Annotated in this window: 19 protein-coding genes; 9 read left to right on the top strand and 10 right to left on the bottom strand. The window is 65.7% G+C overall.

All coding sequences use genetic code 11. From position 1 onward, the window contains the following. Positions 1–71: 71 nt before the first annotated feature. The 3 genes from zapE to FFS18_RS05775 are packed head-to-tail and all read right to left on the bottom strand — an operon-like array spanning position 72 to position 2,469. A complete protein-coding gene (zapE, locus tag FFS18_RS05765) occupies positions 72–1,196 on the bottom strand; it encodes a cell division protein ZapE (protein WP_137870136.1) in 1,125 nt (374 codons plus the stop codon). Next, positions 1,193–1,690: a PaaI family thioesterase gene (locus FFS18_RS05770; protein WP_171005245.1), complete on the bottom strand. Its 498-nt coding sequence runs from the start codon at positions 1,688–1,690 to the stop codon at positions 1,193–1,195. Before FFS18_RS05770 ends, zapE begins: the two co-directional genes overlap by 4 nt. Next, positions 1,687–2,469 (bottom strand): succinate dehydrogenase iron-sulfur subunit, encoded by a 783-nt coding sequence (locus FFS18_RS05775; RefSeq protein WP_137870137.1) that lies wholly within the window; start codon positions 2,467–2,469, stop codon positions 1,687–1,689. Before FFS18_RS05775 ends, FFS18_RS05770 begins: the two co-directional genes overlap by 4 nt. Positions 2,470–2,778: 309 nt before the next feature. Between FFS18_RS05775 and FFS18_RS05780 the strand changes: the two genes are divergently transcribed. The 5 genes from FFS18_RS05780 to FFS18_RS05800 are packed head-to-tail and all read left to right on the top strand — an operon-like array spanning position 2,779 to position 7,694. Continuing rightward, positions 2,779–4,323 carry a lipopolysaccharide biosynthesis protein gene (locus tag FFS18_RS05780; protein ID WP_137870138.1) on the top strand — a complete coding sequence of 515 codons (1,545 nt, stop codon included), beginning with the start codon at positions 2,779–2,781 and terminating at the stop codon, positions 4,321–4,323. After that, positions 4,320–5,030: an HAD family hydrolase gene (locus FFS18_RS05785; protein ID WP_137870139.1), complete on the top strand. Its 711-nt coding sequence runs from the start codon at positions 4,320–4,322 to the stop codon at positions 5,028–5,030. The genes FFS18_RS05780 and FFS18_RS05785 overlap by 4 nt, the downstream gene beginning before the upstream one ends. Next, the gene (locus FFS18_RS05790; RefSeq protein ID WP_137870140.1) at positions 5,030–6,169 is read left to right on the top strand and encodes a CDP-glycerol glycerophosphotransferase family protein; all 1,140 of its coding nucleotides are present in this window, start codon (positions 5,030–5,032) and stop codon (positions 6,167–6,169) included. Before FFS18_RS05785 ends, FFS18_RS05790 begins: the two co-directional genes overlap by 1 nt. Further along, positions 6,166–7,269 carry a CDP-alcohol phosphatidyltransferase family protein gene (locus FFS18_RS05795; RefSeq protein WP_137870141.1) on the top strand — a complete coding sequence of 368 codons (1,104 nt, stop codon included), beginning with the start codon at positions 6,166–6,168 and terminating at the stop codon, positions 7,267–7,269. Before FFS18_RS05790 ends, FFS18_RS05795 begins: the two co-directional genes overlap by 4 nt. Next, a complete protein-coding gene (locus tag FFS18_RS05800; protein WP_137870142.1) occupies positions 7,266–7,694 on the top strand; it encodes an HIT family protein in 429 nt (142 codons plus the stop codon). The genes FFS18_RS05795 and FFS18_RS05800 overlap by 4 nt, the downstream gene beginning before the upstream one ends. On the opposite strand, the gene FFS18_RS05805 is transcribed toward FFS18_RS05800, so the two are convergent. Genes FFS18_RS05805 through FFS18_RS05815 form a run of 3 tightly spaced genes read right to left on the bottom strand, consistent with a single transcriptional unit; the run spans position 7,682 to position 10,178 of the window. Beyond that, complete coding sequence (locus FFS18_RS05805; protein WP_137870143.1) at positions 7,682–8,446, bottom strand: phosphocholine cytidylyltransferase family protein; 765 nt, start codon at positions 8,444–8,446, stop codon at positions 7,682–7,684. The two genes, FFS18_RS05800 and FFS18_RS05805, sit on opposite strands and share 13 nt — an antisense overlap. After that, positions 8,443–9,228, bottom strand: a complete 786-nt coding sequence (locus FFS18_RS05810; RefSeq protein ID WP_137870144.1) for a nucleotidyltransferase family protein — start codon at positions 9,226–9,228, stop codon at positions 8,443–8,445. Before FFS18_RS05810 ends, FFS18_RS05805 begins: the two co-directional genes overlap by 4 nt. Beyond that, positions 9,225–10,178 (bottom strand): alpha/beta hydrolase, encoded by a 954-nt coding sequence (locus FFS18_RS05815; RefSeq protein WP_137870145.1) that lies wholly within the window; start codon positions 10,176–10,178, stop codon positions 9,225–9,227. The genes FFS18_RS05810 and FFS18_RS05815 overlap by 4 nt, the downstream gene beginning before the upstream one ends. Before the next feature lie 128 nt (positions 10,179–10,306). Here FFS18_RS05815 and FFS18_RS05820 point away from each other — a divergent pair, with 128 nt between their 5' ends. From FFS18_RS05820 to FFS18_RS05835, 4 genes are read left to right on the top strand one after another with little or no spacing between them, the layout of a single operon-like run. Next, positions 10,307–11,137, top strand: coding sequence for a diacylglycerol/lipid kinase family protein (locus tag FFS18_RS05820; protein ID WP_137870146.1), 831 nt, complete (start codon positions 10,307–10,309; stop codon positions 11,135–11,137). Further along, the gene (locus FFS18_RS05825; RefSeq protein ID WP_137870147.1) at positions 11,134–11,982 is read left to right on the top strand and encodes a metallophosphoesterase family protein; all 849 of its coding nucleotides are present in this window, start codon (positions 11,134–11,136) and stop codon (positions 11,980–11,982) included. The genes FFS18_RS05820 and FFS18_RS05825 overlap by 4 nt, the downstream gene beginning before the upstream one ends. A 52-nt stretch (positions 11,983–12,034) precedes the next feature. Continuing rightward, complete coding sequence (locus FFS18_RS05830) at positions 12,035–13,123, top strand: Rv3169 family protein (RefSeq protein WP_137870148.1); 1,089 nt, start codon at positions 12,035–12,037, stop codon at positions 13,121–13,123. Beyond that, on the top strand, positions 13,120–14,160 hold the full coding sequence (locus tag FFS18_RS05835; RefSeq protein ID WP_137870149.1) for a phosphotransferase: 1,041 nt from the start codon (positions 13,120–13,122) through the stop codon (positions 14,158–14,160). Before FFS18_RS05830 ends, FFS18_RS05835 begins: the two co-directional genes overlap by 4 nt. A 9-nt stretch (positions 14,161–14,169) precedes the next feature. Here FFS18_RS05835 and FFS18_RS05840 read toward each other — a convergent pair whose 3' ends face one another. The 4 genes from FFS18_RS05840 to rplM form a co-directional block, all read right to left on the bottom strand. Next, positions 14,170–14,853, bottom strand: coding sequence for a PepSY domain-containing protein (locus tag FFS18_RS05840; RefSeq protein ID WP_349304041.1), 684 nt, complete (start codon positions 14,851–14,853; stop codon positions 14,170–14,172). Between the two features lie 7 nt (positions 14,854–14,860). Beyond that, the gene (locus FFS18_RS05845) at positions 14,861–18,337 is read right to left on the bottom strand and encodes an autotransporter domain-containing protein (protein WP_249340319.1); all 3,477 of its coding nucleotides are present in this window, start codon (positions 18,335–18,337) and stop codon (positions 14,861–14,863) included. Positions 18,338–18,562: 225 nt separating this feature from the next. Then, on the bottom strand, positions 18,563–19,060 hold the full coding sequence (gene rpsI / locus FFS18_RS05850; protein WP_120215417.1) for a 30S ribosomal protein S9: 498 nt from the start codon (positions 19,058–19,060) through the stop codon (positions 18,563–18,565). After that, positions 19,060–19,539, bottom strand: a complete 480-nt coding sequence (rplM, locus tag FFS18_RS05855) for a 50S ribosomal protein L13 (RefSeq protein WP_120215416.1) — start codon at positions 19,537–19,539, stop codon at positions 19,060–19,062. The genes rpsI and rplM overlap by 1 nt, the downstream gene beginning before the upstream one ends. Positions 19,540–19,548 lie beyond the last annotated feature (9 nt).

Below are 19,548 nucleotides of genomic sequence, written 5' to 3' on the forward strand. Positions count from 1 at the left end.
GAAGGGCGCTTGTCCGAGAAGCGCCCTTCGACAGGCTCAGGGCTACGGCTCAGATTGGCCGGAGCAATATGCTAAACGGTGGCGTCCTGCTCGCCATGGCCTAGCGCGAGGTAGTCGTCCGACTGCATTTCGGACAGGCGGCTCGCGGTGCGTTCGAATTCGAACGCGCCGTCGCCCGCGACATACAGATCATCGGGCATCGCCGCGGCGCTCGCCAGCAACTTGACCTTATATTCGTACATCGCATCGACCAGCGTCACGAAGCGCGCCGCCTCGTTGCGATTTTCCGGCCCCATGCGCGGAATGCCGACGATGATGACGGTATGAAAATGCCGCGCGACCGCCAGATAGTCCGATGCGCCGCGCGCCTCGGCGCACAGCCGCTTGAACGAGAAGACCGCGACGCCCTTCAGCGCCTTTGGCACGTGCAGCGTCCGCCCACCGCCAAGGTCGAGATCGAGCGTCGGGACATGCGCGCGATCCTCCGGCGGATAGTCGGTGAGGCGAAAGAAGGCCGCCGACAGCGCGGCGCTCGCCGCCTCGTCGGCGGGGACGAACCAGCGCGCACCATCGCCCAGCCGGTCGCGGCGGTAATCGGTCGGCCCGTTCAATCCCATCACGTCGAGTTTCGCCTCGATCAGCGCGATGAAGGGCAGGAAATGCTCGCGGTTCAGCCCGTCCTTGTACAGGTCCGACGGCGGGCGGTTCGAAGTCGCGACCACCGTCACCCCGCGATCGATCAGCGCGGTGAACAGCCGCGACAGGATCATCGCATCGGCGCTGTTGTTCACCACCATCTCATCGAACGCCAGGCAGCGGACATTTTCGACCAGCGCGTCAGCCACGAGCGGGATCGGGTCGCCCGCCTCGCTTTTCCGCACCTCGCGCATCCGCGCATGGACGTCCAGCATGAAGGCGTGGAAATGGACGCGGTGTTTGCGCTGGATGTGCAGCTGGTCGTAAAACAGGTCCATCAGCATCGATTTGCCGCGCCCGACCGCGCCCCACAGATAGACGCCGCGCGGGCTTTCGGGCTTGCGCCCGGTCAGCCTCCAGAGCAGGCTGCCACGCGGCGGCACCGCCTCGAGTTCCGACTGCAACAGGTTCAGCCGCTCAGCGGCGGCGCGCTGTTCGGGATCGGGGCGGAGTTCGCCGCCGGCGACGAGCGCGTCATAGGCCGCGAGCACCGACATCAACCGCGATCCTTGCTCGCCTTGCGAATGGTGCCCGAAAAGCTGAGCACGATATGACTGTCGCTGTCGCCCTGCACCACCAGTCCGCGCAGGAAGATCAGGCGACCGGTCTCGCGGACCAGCTCGACGACCGCGTCCAATGGCTCGCCGAGCCGACCCGCGCCGACGAACTGGGTCGACAGGTCGAGCGTCACCGAATGGCCTGCGTTGAGCGCTCCGAACTGATGCGCCGCCGCAAACAGCGCGATGTCGACCAGCGCCAGCGTGACTGCGCCATGGACATTATCGCCCAGATTGCTGTGCTTACGCTCCGGGATCATGCGCACCCGCGCGCAAGGGCGACCGTCGGACGTCGGTGGTTCGACCCGCACCGTCAGCGGCTCGATAAAGCTGTTGAAACGGCTTGCGTCCTTGAGGTCCCAGCTCAGCCAGCCGTCGTCGAGTGCCTCGGCGCTGAAATGGTCACGCCGCTTCGGTTCCTCGATGCCGTCGTTCACACCTGCCGCTCGGCTTCCATTTTCTTGATCTCGGCGATCGCGCGCGCGGGGCTCAGTCCCTTGGGGCAGGCGTTTGAGCAGTTCATGATCGTATGGCAGCGATAGAGGCGGAACGGATCCTCGAGTTCGTCGAGCCGCTCGCCGGTCATTTCGTCGCGGCTGTCTGCGAGCCAGCGATACGCCTGAAGCAGGATCGCGGGGCCCAGGAATTTGTCGCTGTTCCACCAATAGCTGGGACAGCTGGTCGAGCAACAGGCGCACAGGATGCACTCATAAAGCCCGTCGAGCTTTTCGCGTTCGGCGGGCGATTGCAGCCGTTCCTTGCCGCTCGGCGTTGTCGTCTTGGTCTTTAGCCAAGGTTCGATCGACGCATATTGCGCATAGAAATGGGTGAAGTCGGGAACGAGGTCCTTGATCACATCCATCGCGGGCAGCGGCGTGATCGTGATGTCGCCCTTCAGATCCTCGATTGCGGTGGTGCAGGCGAGGCCGTTCTTGCCGTTCATGTTCATCGAACAGCTGCCGCAAATCCCCTCGCGGCAGGAGCGGCGGAAGGTCAGCGAACTGTCCTGCTCGCTTTTCATCTTGATCAGCGCATCAAGCACCATCGGGCCGCATTTCTGGGTATCGATCTCGAACGTATCGAACCGGGGATTCTGGCCGCTGTCGGGGTCGTAGCGATACACCTTGAATTTTTTGACCGCGGCCGCGCCTTCGGCCTTGTGGACCTTGCCCGTCTTTTGCGGGCGGCTGTTCTTGGGCAGACGGAATTCGGCCATGTCGCGGGCTCCCTGTGCAATTGCGGGCTGACTAGACCCGATTGGCAGGGACGACAAGGGGTTGGATAGGGTGAAATCGCCCTGAAATTGCCTTCCCCCTTGATGGGCGAAGGATACGCAGCCTTGCCGCAAAGCGGCTAGGCGAAGTTGGATGGGGGTGACGGTGCGTCCATGCACTGCCATTCCAGGCCGAAAACGCACCCCGTCCGCTGCGACTAAGCCAGCAAGCTGGCAAGTCTCGCTGCCCCCCCATCAAGGGGGAGGGAAGATTGCTTTATTCGTCAGCCAACAAACGCTACGTGCGCAGCGATGAGCGAAAGCGCCGCCCAACCCGCCGTCACCAGCCGCAGCGTCGCGCGCGGGCTGGGTACCACGGTGCTCGCGCGGCTAGGCGCAGTCGTCGAGATCGTCGCACAGCCGCTGTATGTGCTGATGTTCGGGCTCGCGGGCTATGGCCTGTATGCGGTGCTCTGGGCGGCGATCAACCTGCTCGAAAACATCTTCGACCTAGGGATGACCAGCGCGATGCAGCGCACGGTGCCACAATCGGCGAGCGACGCCGAAGCGGCCGCAGCGCTGCGCACTGCGATGATCTTTGGCGTAGGGCCATGCATTGTGGTCGCGGCGCTGATTGCGGTCTTCGCCGCCGACCTTGGACCGTTGCTCAATGTTGCCGCAAAGGACCGCGAACTCGTCACCCCGGCGATCCAGATTTTCGTCTGGGCGCTGCCGCTCTGGGCCTTTGTCGAGATTGCGACGTCGGCGCTGCGCGCGCGGATGGTGTTCGGCGCCGAAATCCGGCTGCGGATCGTTTGGGAACAGGTGCTGCGACTGGTGTTTGCCGGGATGTTTTTTGCGGGCGGGCTCGGGCTGAAAGGTTTGTTCATCGCGCACCTCTGCTCGCTGGCGATCACAGCGATCCTGTGCGTGCGGCTGCTTTCCCGACATTACGACCTGAAGGGGTTCTGGCGCGGCCCCCGCGGCACCGAAACCGCGCGCAATACCTTTTGGGCCGGGCTGTCGATCCTGCCGTCGAACATCATCGCGCGCCTGTTCGGGGACGCCCCTGCACTGATCCTGAACCTGTTGCTGCCGGGCGCGGCGGGCGCCGCGGCGGCGGGGCTGTTCACCATCGCGCGCAAGCTGTCGAGCGTCGTCCAGCTCGTTCGCATCGCCTTCGTCTATGTGATGGCGCCGCTCGCGGCCAGCGCCGAGCGCCGGGATCGGGCGCAAGTCGCTGATATTTACGCCTATGCGACCCGGCTGATCTCGGCGATCGCGCTGCCGCTCGCCGCCGTCCTCGCAGCGGGCAGCGCGTCGCTGCTCAGCCTGTTCGGCGCGCAAGCCCAGTCGGCACAGGCCGCACTGGTCATCCTGCTGTTCGCACGCGCCGCCGAAGCGGTGCTCGGCATTTCGTCGCCGGTGTTGCAGGTGGTCTCGGCCTTTCGCCACCAACTGACCGCGAGCATCTTTGGCGTCGGCGTCGCGATCGGCGCCGGGTGGCTGATCGTCGATCATATGGATGCGCTGACCGGGGTCACGCTCGCCACGTCGATCGGTTTGGTGGTGATGGCGGGTATTCCGACCCTGCAACTGGCCATGAACGAAAAGCTGCACCCGTTCGACCATCAGTTCCCGGTCGTTGCGATGCGCGGCATGGCGCTGACCTTGGTCGCGGGCGCCGCGGCGCTGCTCGCCGACCGATTGCCCGATCCGGTTGCGCTGCCGCTGATCGTGATCATCGCGCTGGGATCGATATGGGCCGCGATCCGTTTCGCGCTGCCCTATGCCGACCGCGCCTCGCTCGGCAAAGCGGGACGGAAATTGCGGCTGATCGAGGATGAGACCCCATGACCGGCTCCCCCGCGCGCATCGCCATTTACGATCTTGACCGCACCGTGCTGCGCAAGCCGACCTTCACCCTGTTCCTCTTGTGGGCGGCGGCGCGCGAGGCGCCGTGGCGCCTGTTGCTGCTCCCGCTGCTCGCCGCGCTGATGATCGGTTACGCGCTGCGCCTTTACGGTCGCGACCGGTTCAAGCCCGCCGCCATCCACCTGATGCTCGGATCGCATTTGACACCCGCGCGCGCAGCGCGGCTTGCTACCCGTTTTGCCACCTGGCGCGTTCCGCGCGATGTGCCGCCGGGTGCCCGAGCCTGCATCGCGCGCGATCGGGCCGAGGGCTACCAACTGCTGATGGCGACCGCGGCGCCCGAATTTTACGCGGGCGCGATTGCCGACGCGCTGAACTTCGACGCGATCGTCGCCTCGCGCCACCAGCGCGACGCCGACGGCAACTGGCTGCCCGCACTCGACGGCCCCAATTGCTACGGCGCCGAAAAGGCGCGGCGGGTCGCCGAATGGATCGAAGCCCATGCGGCTGGCGCAACGCATATTCGCGCCTATTCCGACCATGTCAGCGACGCGCCGACCTTTGCCCTCGCGAACGAAGCGTGGCTGGTCGGGCGCGGCGAAAAATTTGTCCGGCGGGCGGCGCGGCACGGCTGGCAGGTAGCCGACTTTGAAGACGAGGCGGCGGGCGCCGCTGCCAAGGTGCGGTAATGCGCACCCTGTTCCTGTTCATCGGCGAACCGCACCAGATTTTCCACGCGCTGCCGATCGCCGCCGAAATGGCGGCGGCGGGCAGCGATGTCGAGGTCGCGGTCGCCAGCGCCGGACATCTGCCGGTGGTCGAACAGGTGATGGCGGCCTATCCCGGCTTTTCGCCCCGGATCAGGCTGCTCGGGCAGCGCGGGATCAGCCACTGGCTGCGCGCGCGCGCGATCATTCGCCATCCGCGCCTGCCGATCCTGTTCGGCGCGCTGCGCTTTTTGCGCCAGTTCGACGCGATCGTCGTACCCGAACGGACGACGACCGCGATCCGCCATTTTTTGCCCCGCCGCACCCGGCTGATCTTTACCCCGCACGGCGCGGGCGACCGCGCGATCATGCTCGACCCGCGCGACCGCCATTTCGATTTTGTGCTGGTCGCGGGCGAAAAGAGCGAACAGCGCCTGCTCGATGCCGGAACGATCCGACCGGGCCATTACGCACTCAACGGTTATGTGAAGCTCGACCTGATGACGCGTCTGGACAAGACGCGCGCGCGGCTGTTCGACAATGATCGCCCGACCGTTCTCTATGCGCCGCATTTCCATCGCGGGCTGTCGTCGTGGGATCGCTTCGGGCGCGACATCATCGACTGGTTCGCGGCGCAGAACCGGTATAACCTGGTCGTTGCGCCGCACATCCGCCTGTTTGCCGAGGCCAGCGATGGCGATCGCGCGGCGATCAAGACGCTGGCTATTCCGGGCAAGATTCTGATCGATCTGGATTCCGACCGGCTGTTCGACATGAGCTACACCAGCGGCTCCGACCTCTATCTGGGCGATGTCAGCAGCCAGGTTTACGAATTTCTGGCAACCCCGCGCCCTTGCCTGTTTCTCAACGCCCATGACGCCCAATGGGTCGGTGATCCCGACTATCTGTTCTGGACGCTGGGCGACGTCATCGACGATGTGGCAGACCTTCCCAATGCGCTCGATCAGGCGGGCGCGCGTCATTCGCGCTATATCGACGCGCAGCGCGAGCGGCTGGCCGAATCGATCGGCGGCGATCCGGCGGGCGCGGCGCGGCGTGGGGCCGAAGCCATTGCGCGCTTCCTTGCAAAGGATGCTGCACAGGATAAGAGCGGCGGATGAGCGAACCAACGACCCTGCCCGCGCTGGCACTGATCGGCGACAATTCGACCCTGCTGTGGGGAATGACCAACGCCGAGCGGCTGCGCCGGATGGCGCGTGCCGAAGGATTGCTCGACACGCCGCCTGCGTCGGGGGCGCGGCTGTTCGTCAACCTCGACTATGTGTTCGACCCGGTGTGGCTGCGGCATATCGTGACGCTGCCCGGCACCGTCGTGATGGACGGCGACGCGCTGGTGATGGCGCACCTTACCGGCGGCCTCGGTCCCGATGACATCGCGGCGCATCGGGATGCGCTCACGATCATCGATTACCGCGACAATCCGCAAATCTACAACCGCCAGCTGCGCAAGCTCGATACGCCGTTCATCCAGCGGCTGACCCCCGAAACGCGGCGCGAAATCGAGCGCAAAAGCTATTTCGGAGCCTATAAGGGCGTCACCGACGCGCTGACCAAATATCTCTGGCCCGAACTCGCGCTGTGGCTGACGCGGATCGCCGCCAGCATCGGCATGACGCCGAATATGGTCACCGCGATCGGTGCGGCGCTGTGCGTTTATGCGACCTATTTGTTTGCCCATGGCCAATATTGGACCGGGATGCTCGCCGCTTTCATCTTCATGGTACTCGACACCGTCGATGGCAAGCTGGCGCGCTGCACGATCACCTCGTCGAAATGGGGCAATGTTGCCGATCATGGCGTCGATCTGATCCACCCGCCCTTCTGGTGGTATTTCTGGGGCGTCGGGCTTGGCGCCTGGGGGCTCGCGCTGTCCGACCAGACCTTCCTGCTGGTGATGATCGCACTCGTCGCGGGCTATGTGCTGCAACGCGTGATCGAGGGGATGTTCATCAAGGACTTTGGGATGGACGTCCATGTCTGGCGCCGGTTCGACAGCCAGTTCCGCCTGATCACCGCGCGGCGCAACCCGAATATCGCGATCCTGTTCTTCGCCACGCTTGCCGGGCGCCCCGACATCGGGCTGATCGCCGTCGCCTGGTGGACGGTCATCTCGCTGATCGTTCATGCTGTGCAACTGGCGCAGGCCTATGCCCAGCGGCGCGCGGGGCGCCCGATTGTCAGCTGGATGGAGGAAGCATGAACGACACCATCGCGAAATTCGGCCACCCCGCGACGCTGATCGCTGAATATGACCATTGGGTCGTATTACTGCGCCCCGCCCAACCGACCCTCGGCGCGCTGGTGCTCGCCGCGAAGTCGGATGCGACGGCGTTCGGCGATTTGCCCGCGGCGGCGCACGCAGAACTCAAGGTCGCGACGTCGGCGATCGAGGCCGCGCTGAGTCAGGCGGTCGGCTATACCCGGATCAATTATCTGATGCTGATGATGGTCGATCCGCACGTCCATTTCCACGTCCTGCCGCGCTATGACGGCGAACGGATGGGCGCGGGCCTTGCGGTCACCGATACCGGTTGGCCGGGGCCGCCCGATCTGGCGCAGGCGGTCAAGCTGGGCGATGCACAGATCGCCGCGCTCACCGGCTGGCTCAAACCCTATTTCGCGTAACGGCCTTCCGCGGCCCATTTCGCGGTAAGCGCATCGGCGGCTTCGACGTCCTGCGGGAAGTCGACTTCCTGCCAGTCCAGCCCCTCGATCGACACGGTGCCGACGCGGTTGCCCTTGGCGATCACGTCGATCGCGCGCAGATACCAGCGCTCGACGCCTTCGGGGGTGCGCATCATCTGGTCGATCTGGCTGCGGAAAATTGACGGCCCGTCGCCGACGAATGCCAGCATGCCGATCGATTCGGCATTGGTATCGGGGGGCAGCAGCCGCTTGCCGATATGGTGTAGGCGGCCGTCGGCGTCGCGGTTCACCTTCATATCGTCGTCGTCATAGTCGGCCTTGACGTCGACGGTGACGGTGATCGGCTCGTGCGCGCCCGCGATAAGTTTGGCGACGATCTCTTCCGAAACGATGGTGTCGCCGTTGAGGATGATGAAATCGCGGTCCATCTCCTCGCGCGCGATCCAGCAGGTGCCAAGATTGTCGGCAACCTGAAAGAAGGGGTTGAACAGGGTGCGGATGCGTACCCCGGTGTCGCGGTACAGCTGCAATGCATGATCCTCGACACGCTCGGTACGAAAGCCCGTGACGACGACGATGTCCTTGATCCCGTTCGCGGCCAGCGCCGCGACCTGCCACCCGATCAGCGTGCGACCGTTGAGGTCGATCAGGCATTTGGGAATGTCGCGGGTCAGCGGCAACAGGCGCGAACCCTGCCCGGCCGACAGGATGATGGCTTTTTCGATGGTCATAGCGGCTGCCCTATAGCGGCTTGCCGCCGCGCGGCAAAGATTCGCTCGATCAGCACAATATCGGCAGGCTTGTCTGCATCGATGCACGCCTCAGCCTCGGACATCGGCACGATCCTGGCCTTGAGCCCGAAGCGCCGTCCGGCGCGCGCGACCCCCTGCTGGATGGTGAACAGCCGCAGCAACGCGCCGATCAGCAGCCACGGGCCGAACGCCGCGATGATCTTCAGTCCCTTTTTGCGGTCGCGTTCGATCCGTCCCCAGAAATCGAGCAGCGGCAGCACCCGCCGCCCGCGCAGGTAGAATAGGTTCGCGCCTGACCACCAGCCGCCACGAAACTTCAGCCAGGTGCGTTTCGATTCCGGGTAGCGCGCGAGCAGCACCGCGCGTTCGACCATCGCCACTGCAACATCGCTATCCTCGGCGCCGCGCAGGAATTCGGCGATCATCGTCGGCGTCAGCAACACATTGTCGGCGGTCGTCACCAGCAGCGGTTCTTCACCGGCGGGGAGCGCCGCGGCGAGCGAGCTGCTGATCCCCTGCCCCGAGTCCGCAAAATGCAGGTCGGCGAAGCCTGTCAATTCTGGCTCGGCCGCCAGTTCGGCGCTGTTCTGCGCCAGGATCGTGATCGGCCCGACCAGCGGAGACGCGCGCAGCGCGCGCACGACATGGACCAGCATCGCGTCGCCCGTGATCGGCAACAATGCCTTGGTCGATACGCCGCTCCCGGTCAGCAGCGGGTCGGGACCGGGACGGCTGCCCGCGAGGATGATCGCGGGGATCATTGCGCGAGCGGCGCCGGAGCGATGCGACGCGCCGTCGCACCGCGCAGGAAATCGGTCATATCGGGCAGGACCGGCCCCTTGTACGCCAGCGGTTTGGTCAGCGCCATGACGAGGTCGTTGTGACTGAGCCCGTCATATTCGCGCAGCTTCGCCGAACCGCCGACCTTGTGCATCGCGGCAGCCAGTCGCTGGCTGTTGCGCACCCGCACCATCGTGTCGGCGGTGCCGTGCCCCAGCCACAGCGGCGGCGCGTCGCCGCGCACGAAACGGATCGGCTGCGTCCGTTCGATGGGGCGAATGTCGCCCATCGCCACATCGGCCCGGCCACCCTTTTCGAAAGGCGCAAAATCATAGGGGCCGGCGAGCGCCGCGACGCCGCGGATCACCGACGTATCGCTGCCCGCCGCGCGCAGCCATTGCGGGTCGAGCGCCAGCATCACGGCATTATAGGCGCCCGCCGAATGGCCCGCCAGTGCGATGCGATCGGGATCGCCGCCATAATTGCCGATATGCGCGTCGGTCCACGCCACCGCGGCGGCGCTGTCGTGCAGGAAGTCGGGCCAATGCCCCTCGGGGACGATGCGGTAATCGGGGATGACAACGACAAAGCCCCGTTTGGCAAAGGCGCGACCGGCAAAACCATAGTCATCGCGCGCGCCGCTGTACCAGCCGCCGCCATAGAGGAAGATGAGGACCGGCAGCCTGTCGGTCTTTTTGGTTCCCGTCGGCACCCAGATATTGAGCTTGTTGCGCGCGCCTGCGCCATAGGGCTGCCCCGCCACCTGCAACGTCGCGCCGTCACCGTCGCCCAGCAGCCGGTCGCCGAGGTTGAGCGACTTTGCCCCGCCCGCGACGATCACCCGCGCCGCGCCGCCGAACAACAGCACCACCAGCACGGCCACCAACAGATATTTGATCAATCGCCGTCCTTTGGAAATCGGTGCTGCCATCGTCACGCCCTATCGCGCGGCGAAGCGGGGAACAAGCGGCGGACGAACCGCGCATCTGTGATCAGGGAGGCGCCGGGAGGACGAAATTCAGTGGCCACCTTTTTCGTCCTCATGCGTAGGACAGCGCGATGACCAGTCCCTTCACTCGCCCCGCCCTGATCTGCAACACCCAAAGCGGCAGCCATGACGAGGCTGTCCGCGACCAGATCGCCGAACTGTGCCGCACGCATGGCGCGCCGCTGGTGGCGACCTTTGCGTTGCCCGACGGCGACATTCCCGATGCCGCCGCGCTGAAGGCGCAAGGCATCGACCTGCTGCTGGTGTGGACCGGCGACGGCACGATCAACGCCGCGGCGACCAAGGCAACCGGATGGGACGGCGCGGTCCTGGTGCTACCCGGCGGGACACTCAACCTGCTGTCCAAGGAATTGCACGGTGATCGCCCGGTAGCCGACATTCTGGCCGACGCTTTGAAAGGCGAGGTCCGGCGCAGCGCGATCCCGACGGTGGTGTCGGACGCCCGGACTGCTTTCATCACTATCATCGCCGGACCCGCGACGCGCTGGGCCGAGGTGCGCGAGACGATGCGGCAGGATGGCTTGATCGAAGCAAGCCGCGCTGCTCCCGACGCGCTCGACGAGATGATGAATGCGCCGGGCGTGCGGATCGGCGCCGATGGCAAAACCTATCCCGCCGTCATCCTGACCCCGACCACCGCGGGGATCCGCGCCGATGGCATATTGACCGATGGCACCGGCGACGTGCTGCGCCACGGCCTCGCATGGCTGGGCGGCGACTTTCGCGAGGGGCCGAGCGAACCGATCGCAACCTGCGATACGATCGTGCTGGAAAGCGACAAGCCGATCAGTCTGGAGTTTGACGGCGAGCTGAATGAGGTAGCATCCCCAGCAATCTTCCGCCTTGGCACCAGCGCGGTCGATTTCATCGCCACGGCATGACGCGACTGTTCCATATCAGCGACCTGCATTTCGGGCTGGAGGATCGCACCGCGCTCGACTGGTTCCGCGATTGTGTGCGCCGCGAACAGCCCGATGCGGTGCTGATTACCGGCGACCTCACGATGCGCGCGCGGAGCCATGAATTTGCCGCCGCATGCGACTGGATCGAGGCGCTTGATGTGCCGGTGACGGTTGAGGTCGGCAACCATGACCTGCCCTATTTCAATCCGCTCGCGCGCTTCTTCTGGCCCTATCGCCGGATCCGGCGGATCGAGCGACTGGTCGAGCGCGAGCTGAACCTCGCTAGGGTCGCCGTCGTGCCGCTCAAAACCACCGCGCGCGCGCAGTGGCGGCTCGACTGGTCGAAAGGCTGGGTGACGCGCGATGCGCTCGCCAAGACGCTGGCGGCGATCGACGCACTGCCGGGCGGCACCACCGCGCTGGTCACCGCGCATCATCCCCTCGTCGAAGCCGGGACGAAAGGCCGCGCGCTCACCCGCGGCGGCGCGCGCGCGCTCGAAGCACTCGCAGCGCGCGGCGTCGCGGCGGTGCTGACCGGCCATGTCCATGACGCATTCGATCTGGTTACCCCGACCGCCGCGGGACCAATCCGCATGATCGGCGCGGGGACCCTGTCGCAACGTATCCGGTCGACCCCGCCCAGCTTCAACGAGCTCCGCATCCGGGATGGCGAAGTCGCGGTTCGGGTCCGCAACAGCGCCGCGGTGCCGACCCCCGACATGCTCATCGACGCGATCCCGCCCGACGCCCTGCCCCCGCGCGCACCGGGCGAGCCGGTGGCACCGATCCACGCCGTCCCTCCGGTCGATCCACCGGTGCATTGACGCCGCGCCGCATCGCGTTAGGTTGCAAGAAAAAACGGGATGAGGAAAAGCGATGCTGACCAAGGGCGACGATTTCCCGCTGCACCAGAGCGCCGAGCCGATCGCGTTCGCGGGTACCGACCGCAATTTTTACGACCGCTATTTCTTCAACGGCTACGCCCCCGACGGCTCGGTCTTCTTTGCCGCCGCGATGGGATTTTATCCGCAGCTCGGCATCGTCGATGCGGCGTTCTGTGTGCTGGTCGGCGGGGTGCAGCATAATCTGCGCGCCAGCCGCCGCTCGGCGGGCGAGCGGCTCGATCTGGCGGTCGGGCCGATCGCTATCCGCATCGACGAGCCGCTGGAGCGGCTGACGCTGACGATTGCCGCCAACGACGGGCCGCTGGCGGGAGAGCTGCATTTCACGGCGCGCCATTTTCCGATCGAAGAGCCGCGCTTTACCCGCCGCAACGGCACCCGCCTGTTCATGGATTATACCCGCATGACCCAGAACGGCCACTGGTCAGGATGGCTGGCGGTCGATGGGGCGCGGGTCGAGATCGGCGCTGACTGGGCCGGGACGCGGGACCGCAGCTGGGGCATTCGCCCGGTCGGCGCCGCCGAACCGCAACCGCCGCCGCAAGGCAATTTTCACCAATTCTTCTGGCTGTGGACGCCGTGCAATTTCGCCGATCGCTCGCTGTTTTTCCACAGCAACGACGATGGCGAAGGTGCACCATGGAACCGCCGCGCAGTGCTGGTGGGCGGAAACGGCGGTGAGCGCCATTTCGCCGATCCGGCCTTCGCCGCCGAATGGCAGCAGGGTACGCGGCGACTGACCAAGTTGACCGCCGATTTCGACCGCAGCACGCGCCTAACGCTCACCCCCGACGGCCCTTTGTTCGCGATGAGCGGGCTTGGGTACACCCATCCTATTTGGGGTCATGGCTTCGACCATGGCGATCTGGAGGTCGCGCACGACAGCCTGTCCGCAGCCGAGCGGGCGTGGGGCAATCCACTGGCGATGCATGTGCAGGCGCTGGTTCGCGCCGAACTCGTCGATGGCGACGCGGTGCATCATGGCGTCGGCGTGCTCGAACAATTGTTCGTCGGCCCGCACGCGCCCACCGGCCTGACCGGGTTGATGGACCCCGCTGCATGAGCTTTCCGACCTCGCCCGAGGCGATGACTGCCGAATGGCTCGGCGCCGTGCTGGGGCAGCCGGGTAAACTCAAGGCATTTGCCGCGGCCAAGGTCGGCACCGGGCAGATGTGCGACAGCTATCGCCTGACGCTCGACTGGCAGGGCGACACCGACGCGCCCCCAACCGTCATCGCCAAATGCCCCAGCCACGACGCGGCGAGCCGTAACATCGCCAAGCTCACCGGCACCTATGTCAAGGAAGTCAGCTGGTACCGCGAACTTGCCGCCGCGAGCGGCGTTCCCGCACCGCATTGCCACCATCACGCCATCGCCGATGACGAGGTCGATTTCATCCTCATCCTGTCCGACCTTGCCCCGGCGCGGCAGGGCGACCAGCTTGCCGGGCTCGGCCTTGCGGGGCTGGTGCCGTGCATCGCGGCGGCGGCCAGCCTTCATGCCCATCTGTGGGACGATCCGCAGCTGGCGCAAATGCCCTGGCTCGCGCGCGACAATGGCGAACTGGTCCGCGCGCTGTTCCCTCAGCTCTATCTGGGATTTCGCGAGCGCTACGCCGCGCGCCTAGCCCCCGAAATCCTCGACATCGGCGCGGGGATCGTCGCCAAGCTCGACGTTTATCTGGCGCGCGAACCCGCGGCGCGGACGCTGGTCCATGGCGACCTGCGCATCGACAATATCCTGTTCGCGCCCGACGGAGATGCGTGCTGGCTGGTCGACTGGCAGACGCTGGGGGGCGGGAGCGGTGCCGCCGACCTTGCCTATCTGGTCGGTACCAGCATCGCCGACCCCTTCGAGCGCGCCGCCGCTGATCGCCCGGCGTTCGACCACTGGATCGCGGCGCTGCGCCGACACGGGGTCGATCCCGACCCGACGCCCCTGTGGGACGATTACCGGGTCGGGGCGCTTAGCGGATATTTCATGGCCGTCTTTGCCTCGATGAACGTCGAGCGCACCGATCGCGGCGACGAAATGTTCGCGGTGATGGCCGAACGCCCGGCGCGTCAGGCATTGGCGCTGGGGAGCCTGGAGCTGCTGTAGCCGGCGACTTCAGGAAATCAGCGCGATGCCGATAAAGGCCGCCAATCCGGCTGCGGAGGCCAGAATTGCGGGGCGCTTCATGGCGCGGACGCGCCACGCCATCAACAGGCCCGACACCACCAGAAACAGCAACCCCAGCGCCAGCACCACCGCATAGATTTTGAACGCGATGCCGCCCTTCGCCTTGTGCATCTGGACCAGCCAGCGGTGCCAGCCGGTATCCTTCACGGTCAGCTTCGCGGTCAGGGCTTCGTCGGTGGGGTCGAGCAGCACGTCGCGGCGCGTACCCGTCCACTCCAGCTGAAAGGCATCGCCCATCGACTTCACCGATGCGGCGCCGGACGGCAGGTCGATCTGGCGGCGCTTCAGTTCGGCGGCGGCGACGGCCTGCAACGCATCCTTGTCTTTGGTCAGGGGCGCGGCGAGCACCACATCATATTCGGCCGACGCGTAGTCGCCCTTGATCCCCCAGGTGTACAGCGCACCCGTCGCCAGAAAGAGCAGAATGGCGGGAAACAGAAATGCCGCGGTCAGCATATGCCACCGGATCAGCGTTGCATGGGTCATGAGGGGCTTTCGATAGGAGGAGGCTGCACATCGCCATGTCCGTCGCGCGATGTCAACGCCGTGACCCGGCGCCCTGACGAAAAAGGGCGGCCCGTTTCCGGACCGCCCTTCCCCCTTTTTGGTCAGGGTTCGATCAGAAGTGGAAGGTCACCGAACCGCGATAGCTCTGGTTCGACACATCCTTGCGTCCGATCGTCGTGTCGGCGCCGATCGACAGGTCGACATTGCCCGTCTTGAACGTGACGCCGCCGCCGACTTCGAACCAGTCCTTGTCGGTCCCGGCGAGGCCGAAGATCGCATTGGGTCCGGGGCCACCGACGAATGTCGCACCGAACGATGCCGGGGCGTCTTCGAATTCATGGACATAGTCGGCGCTGAGGTGCGGCTGGAAGCTGCTGCCGCGCTTGCCCGACAGCGCGAGGCCGAGGCGTGCCTGCAGGCTGTTGAAGCTCGACCGGTCGAGCTGTAGCGCGGGCCCGCCGCCATTTTCCTTGATGTCGGAAAAGCCGATATGGCTCGCCCGCAGCGCAGCCCGCGGCCCGAATTCGACCGAACCCAGGTCAAAATTCTTGGCCAGGCTGACTTCGCCGGTGAAGACCAGCGCGCTGTCTTCGCCAGTCAGCGTATAGGGCGTGCCAACCAGATCGGCGACCCGCGTCGTACGCGAATCGAACGCACCGGCGCTAACCTGCGTCGCGAGTTCGAGCCCGCCGCCCAGCATCGCCTTGCCGTAAAGCGTACCCTGGTACAGGCTACCGCTGGCCTTTTGGCCCGCAATCGGGGTGGTGCCGTCGACGTCGGTGTAGCTGAGTGCGAAGCCGATCACGCTACCTTCATCAAGCGCCTTTTCGATGCCGCCCGCCAGGTAGAAGCCGTCGAACTGGTCGCGGCCCCCGCCCGGCAGCGCGCTCGCCATCGGGCGGCTGTCGCCGTCGAGATAGCCGCCAGCCAGGAAGGCGCTGGTGTCGTCGGGCAAGCGGCCCTGCTGCACCGTCACCGCATCGCTGTCCGACCGCACCGCCATCGTGTCGGCGCCGACTGCGGTCATGTTGAGCTGCGCGAGTTGCACCGGACGGCCGATCATCGACAGGGTACCGCCCATGTCGCCGTCGTCGAGCTGGAGCAGGCGATCGCGAGTGAAGCGCGACATATTGTCGACCGCCACCGTCGCGAGCGAACCGCGCAGCGTTTCGGTGCGCGGTGCCCAGCTTTCGAGTGTCGCGCGGATCGTCGCGGCGTTCTGGAGGTCGAGCGGACCATAGACGCTGGCAAGCCCGGCGGTGCCGCGCGACTGGTCGAGCAGCTGAGCATAGGCGCCCTGCACAGCGGTGGCGGCGACGACGTCGCGGTAGAGACCGGCCTGGATTTCGACCGACACGCTGTTCGGACCATAGGTCAGACGCGGGGTCAGGATCGCCGACAGCGCATTGGCCGAACTGAAGGTGCCCGTCACCCCGCCCGCGGCGGTCAGGAAGGTGTAGCGATTGCCTGCCGTGACCTGCGTCCCCGCCACCGGCGAGAAGCTCACCGCGCCGCCCAGCGTCGCCGATCCGGCCGACGTGCCGTTCGCGACGACCGCGAGCACGTCCGACGTGCCGTTGGGGCCAAAGTTGATGAATAGGTTGCTGCCCGAGGACAGCACCAGATTGCCGCCCACGGTCAACGTGCCGATCGTCGTCGGGGTGCCCGGTGCGATCTGGCCGAGGACGCTGGTCAGGAAGGGCGCGTTGATCCGGCCCGACCCCATCAGGCCGCCACCGAACAGGCTATAGTCACCGACCGAGCTCAGCGTGCCGTTGACCGTCACCATCCCCGCGAGCTGGTTGACGTTGATCAGCGACGACAGCGATGCGCCCGAGTCGATCTGCAGCGCCGCGCCGGCGGTGCCGATCGTCAGCCGGTCGATCGTGATATTCGCGCCCGACAGCGTCGTGAGCCCGGTCGCGCTGAGCGTCACGTCGAAATAGCGCGGCGGCGTCCCCGTGGTGCGGACCGGTTCGACATTGTTCGGAACAAAGTTGGTGGCGCCGGGCAGACCATTGGCGAGCGTCGCGGCGGGCAACGGGGTCGCCGCTGCCTGTGCCTCCGGCTGCGCACCGGGCATCAACGCATCGCGCGAGGCGGTCGCGCCGCCCGTAATGTCGGCGATCGAGGCCGAACCGGCGTTGTCGCCCGAGGTACCGATCGGCCGGTTTTCGACGACCTCAACCCCGGTGCGGGTGTCGAGGCAATCGCTGACCCCGCCGCTCTGGAAACAGATTTGGCCGAAATCGCCGCTGGTGCCGGTCTTCTGTTCGCCGGTCAGCGCCGGGATGCCGTTGACGAGCTGCCCGCCCGATTCGATCATGTACGACGGGTCGATCGTCGACACCCAATGATTGGGGTCGGTCCACGACCCGTTGCCCGCCTTCGCCGACACATAATGATAGGGATTGTTCGCTGCGATCCAGTCCCAATAGAGATAGAGCGGCTGGTAAAAGGACACCGTGCCATAACCATTGGCCGGCTGTCCGGTGAAGAAGCGGGTATAGCCGCCCGAAAGCACCCCGATGACGACCTGGCGTGCAAAGGCGTTCTGCAGGATCAGCGGTCCACCCGAATCGCCCTGCGACGTGATACCCTCCAGCGAGGCACCGTTCGGATTGGTGCGCGCGTTGTCGCGGAACGCGTTGAAATCGAAGGGGCTCGCGCCGGTCATCCCGCGCCGCGGATCATCGAAGTCGAGGAAATAGAGATTCTGGGTCAGACCGTTGGGCGCGCCGCCGAACAGAAAGCCTTCGAAGGTCTGCAAGTCGGTCAGTGCGCCGAGGATATTTTCGGCCGCGCGGCGGCGGAAGTCGCTGCCCGAGGCGCCGCTGGTGCCGGTGCCATTGTTGCCATAACCGACGATGCCGACGTCATAGCCGGTCCCCGAAGCACCGATGGTGCCGGTGTTGGTGAGCGGCGAGAACAGCAGCGCCCATGTCGGGATATTCGCCGCCGGGGTATCCAGCGAAGCGACCGCGACGTCACCGTAAAGGAAGCTGCGCGCCGCGGGTTCGAGCGACAGCGGGTTATAGGCCAGCCAGTTCGAATTGTAGAACGCCTGCGCGGTGTTGGTCTGATATTTGCCGGCACCACCGGCGCCGCCGAGCAGCCAGCGCACCAGTTCGTCGGTCTGCCCCGCCGCGTTCGCGCGGGTGTTGGTTTCAAAACCGAAGCCGATCGCGGTTCCGCCCGAATTGGCGCCATAAGCCGTCGCGGCGCGGGTGTTCACGCAATGCGCCGCCAGCAGCACGGTGCGCGGATTGATCAGCGTGCCGGTGCACAGGCCGACAAAGCCGCCGCCATTGTCGATGATCATCTGGCCGACGCCGGTGATGTTCACCGGGTCACGCGCCGTCGTCGGGGTCCCGGGATTGGCGATCAGGATTTCGGGTTCGGGGGTGATCTGCTGGATCGTCGGCCCAGGGGTTACCGGGACCAGATTGGCCTGCGGTTCGGGTATCGTGACCGTGATATGGCCTTCGCCGCCAGTCGGCGCGATGCCCGCATCAGCCTCGGCGAGCGCGGGTGCCGCCTGCAGCAGGCCCGCGACGCAGACCGACGTGAGCAACGCTCCGCGGCGCATGCGCCGCGAATCAAAACAAAAATTCATAAACTACCCCCAAAGTATAAGTGTACACCTCCTCCGGGTCAGAGAGTCGGCGCATAGGGGTAGCTTAGCTGCGCGCGGCCAATAGACAATGGCCTATTTACCGTCGCTTAACTCTGTTCATCGCGTTGCCGCCCGAACGAGAAAGGGCGGCCCGTTGCCGGACCGCCCTTCCTTTCTCCACCCGTCGGCGGAGGAAACTTAGCGCTTCGAGAACTGGAAGCTGCGGCGGGCCTTCGCCTTGCCATACTTCTTACGCTCGACCGCGCGGCTGTCGCGGGTCAGGAAGCCGGCCGCCTTGACCGGGCTGCGCAGCGCCGGTTCGAAACGGGTCAGCGCCTGCGCGATGCCGTGCAGCACGGCGCCCGCCTGGCCCGAAAGGCCGCCGCCCTTGACGGTCGCGACAATGTCATAGCTGCCAACGCGATCGGTCAGGCCGAACGGCTGGTTGATGACGAGGCGCAGCGTCGGACGTGCGAAATAAACTTCCTGGTCGCGGCCGTTGATCGTGATCTTGCCCGTGCCGGGCTTCAGCCACACGCGGGCGACGGCGTCCTTGCGGCGGCCGGTCGCATAAGCGCGGCCCTGCTTGTCGACGATCTTTTCACGAAGCGGAGCGGCCGGAGCGGCCGGGGTCGCGGTGCCTTCGACGGCGCCGGCGAGATCCTTGAGATCGGTCATGGTCTGTTCGTCAGCCATTATGCACCCACCTTGTTCTTGCGGTTCATCGACGCAACGTCGATCACTTCGGGGTTCTGCCCGTCATGCGGATGTTCGCTGCCGGCGAAGATACGCAGGTTGCGCATCTGCTGGCGGCCGAGCGGGCCGCGCGGGATCATACGTTCGACGGCCTTTTCGAGCACGCGCTCGGGGAAACGGCCTTCGAGGATCTTCGCGGGGCTGGTTTCCTTGATGCCGCCGGCATAGCCGGTGTGCTTGTAGTACCGCTTGTCCTGCAGCTTGTTGCCGGTGAACGCCACCTTTTCGGCGTTGATGACGATGACATTGTCACCGCAATCGACGTGCGGGGTGAACGACGGCTTGTGCTTGCCGCGCAGGATGTTGGCGATGATCGAGGCAACGCGGCCCACGACGAGACCTTCGGCGTCGATCAGCACCCATTTCTTTTCGACCGTGGCGGCATTCGCCGAAACGGTCGTCTTGGTCAGCGCCTTCATGGCACGCTC

Origin of the sequence: Sphingopyxis sp. 2PD, assembly GCF_005503695.1 — a bacterium.
In the GTDB taxonomy this organism is placed as follows: Bacteria; Pseudomonadota; Alphaproteobacteria; order Sphingomonadales; family Sphingomonadaceae; genus Sphingopyxis.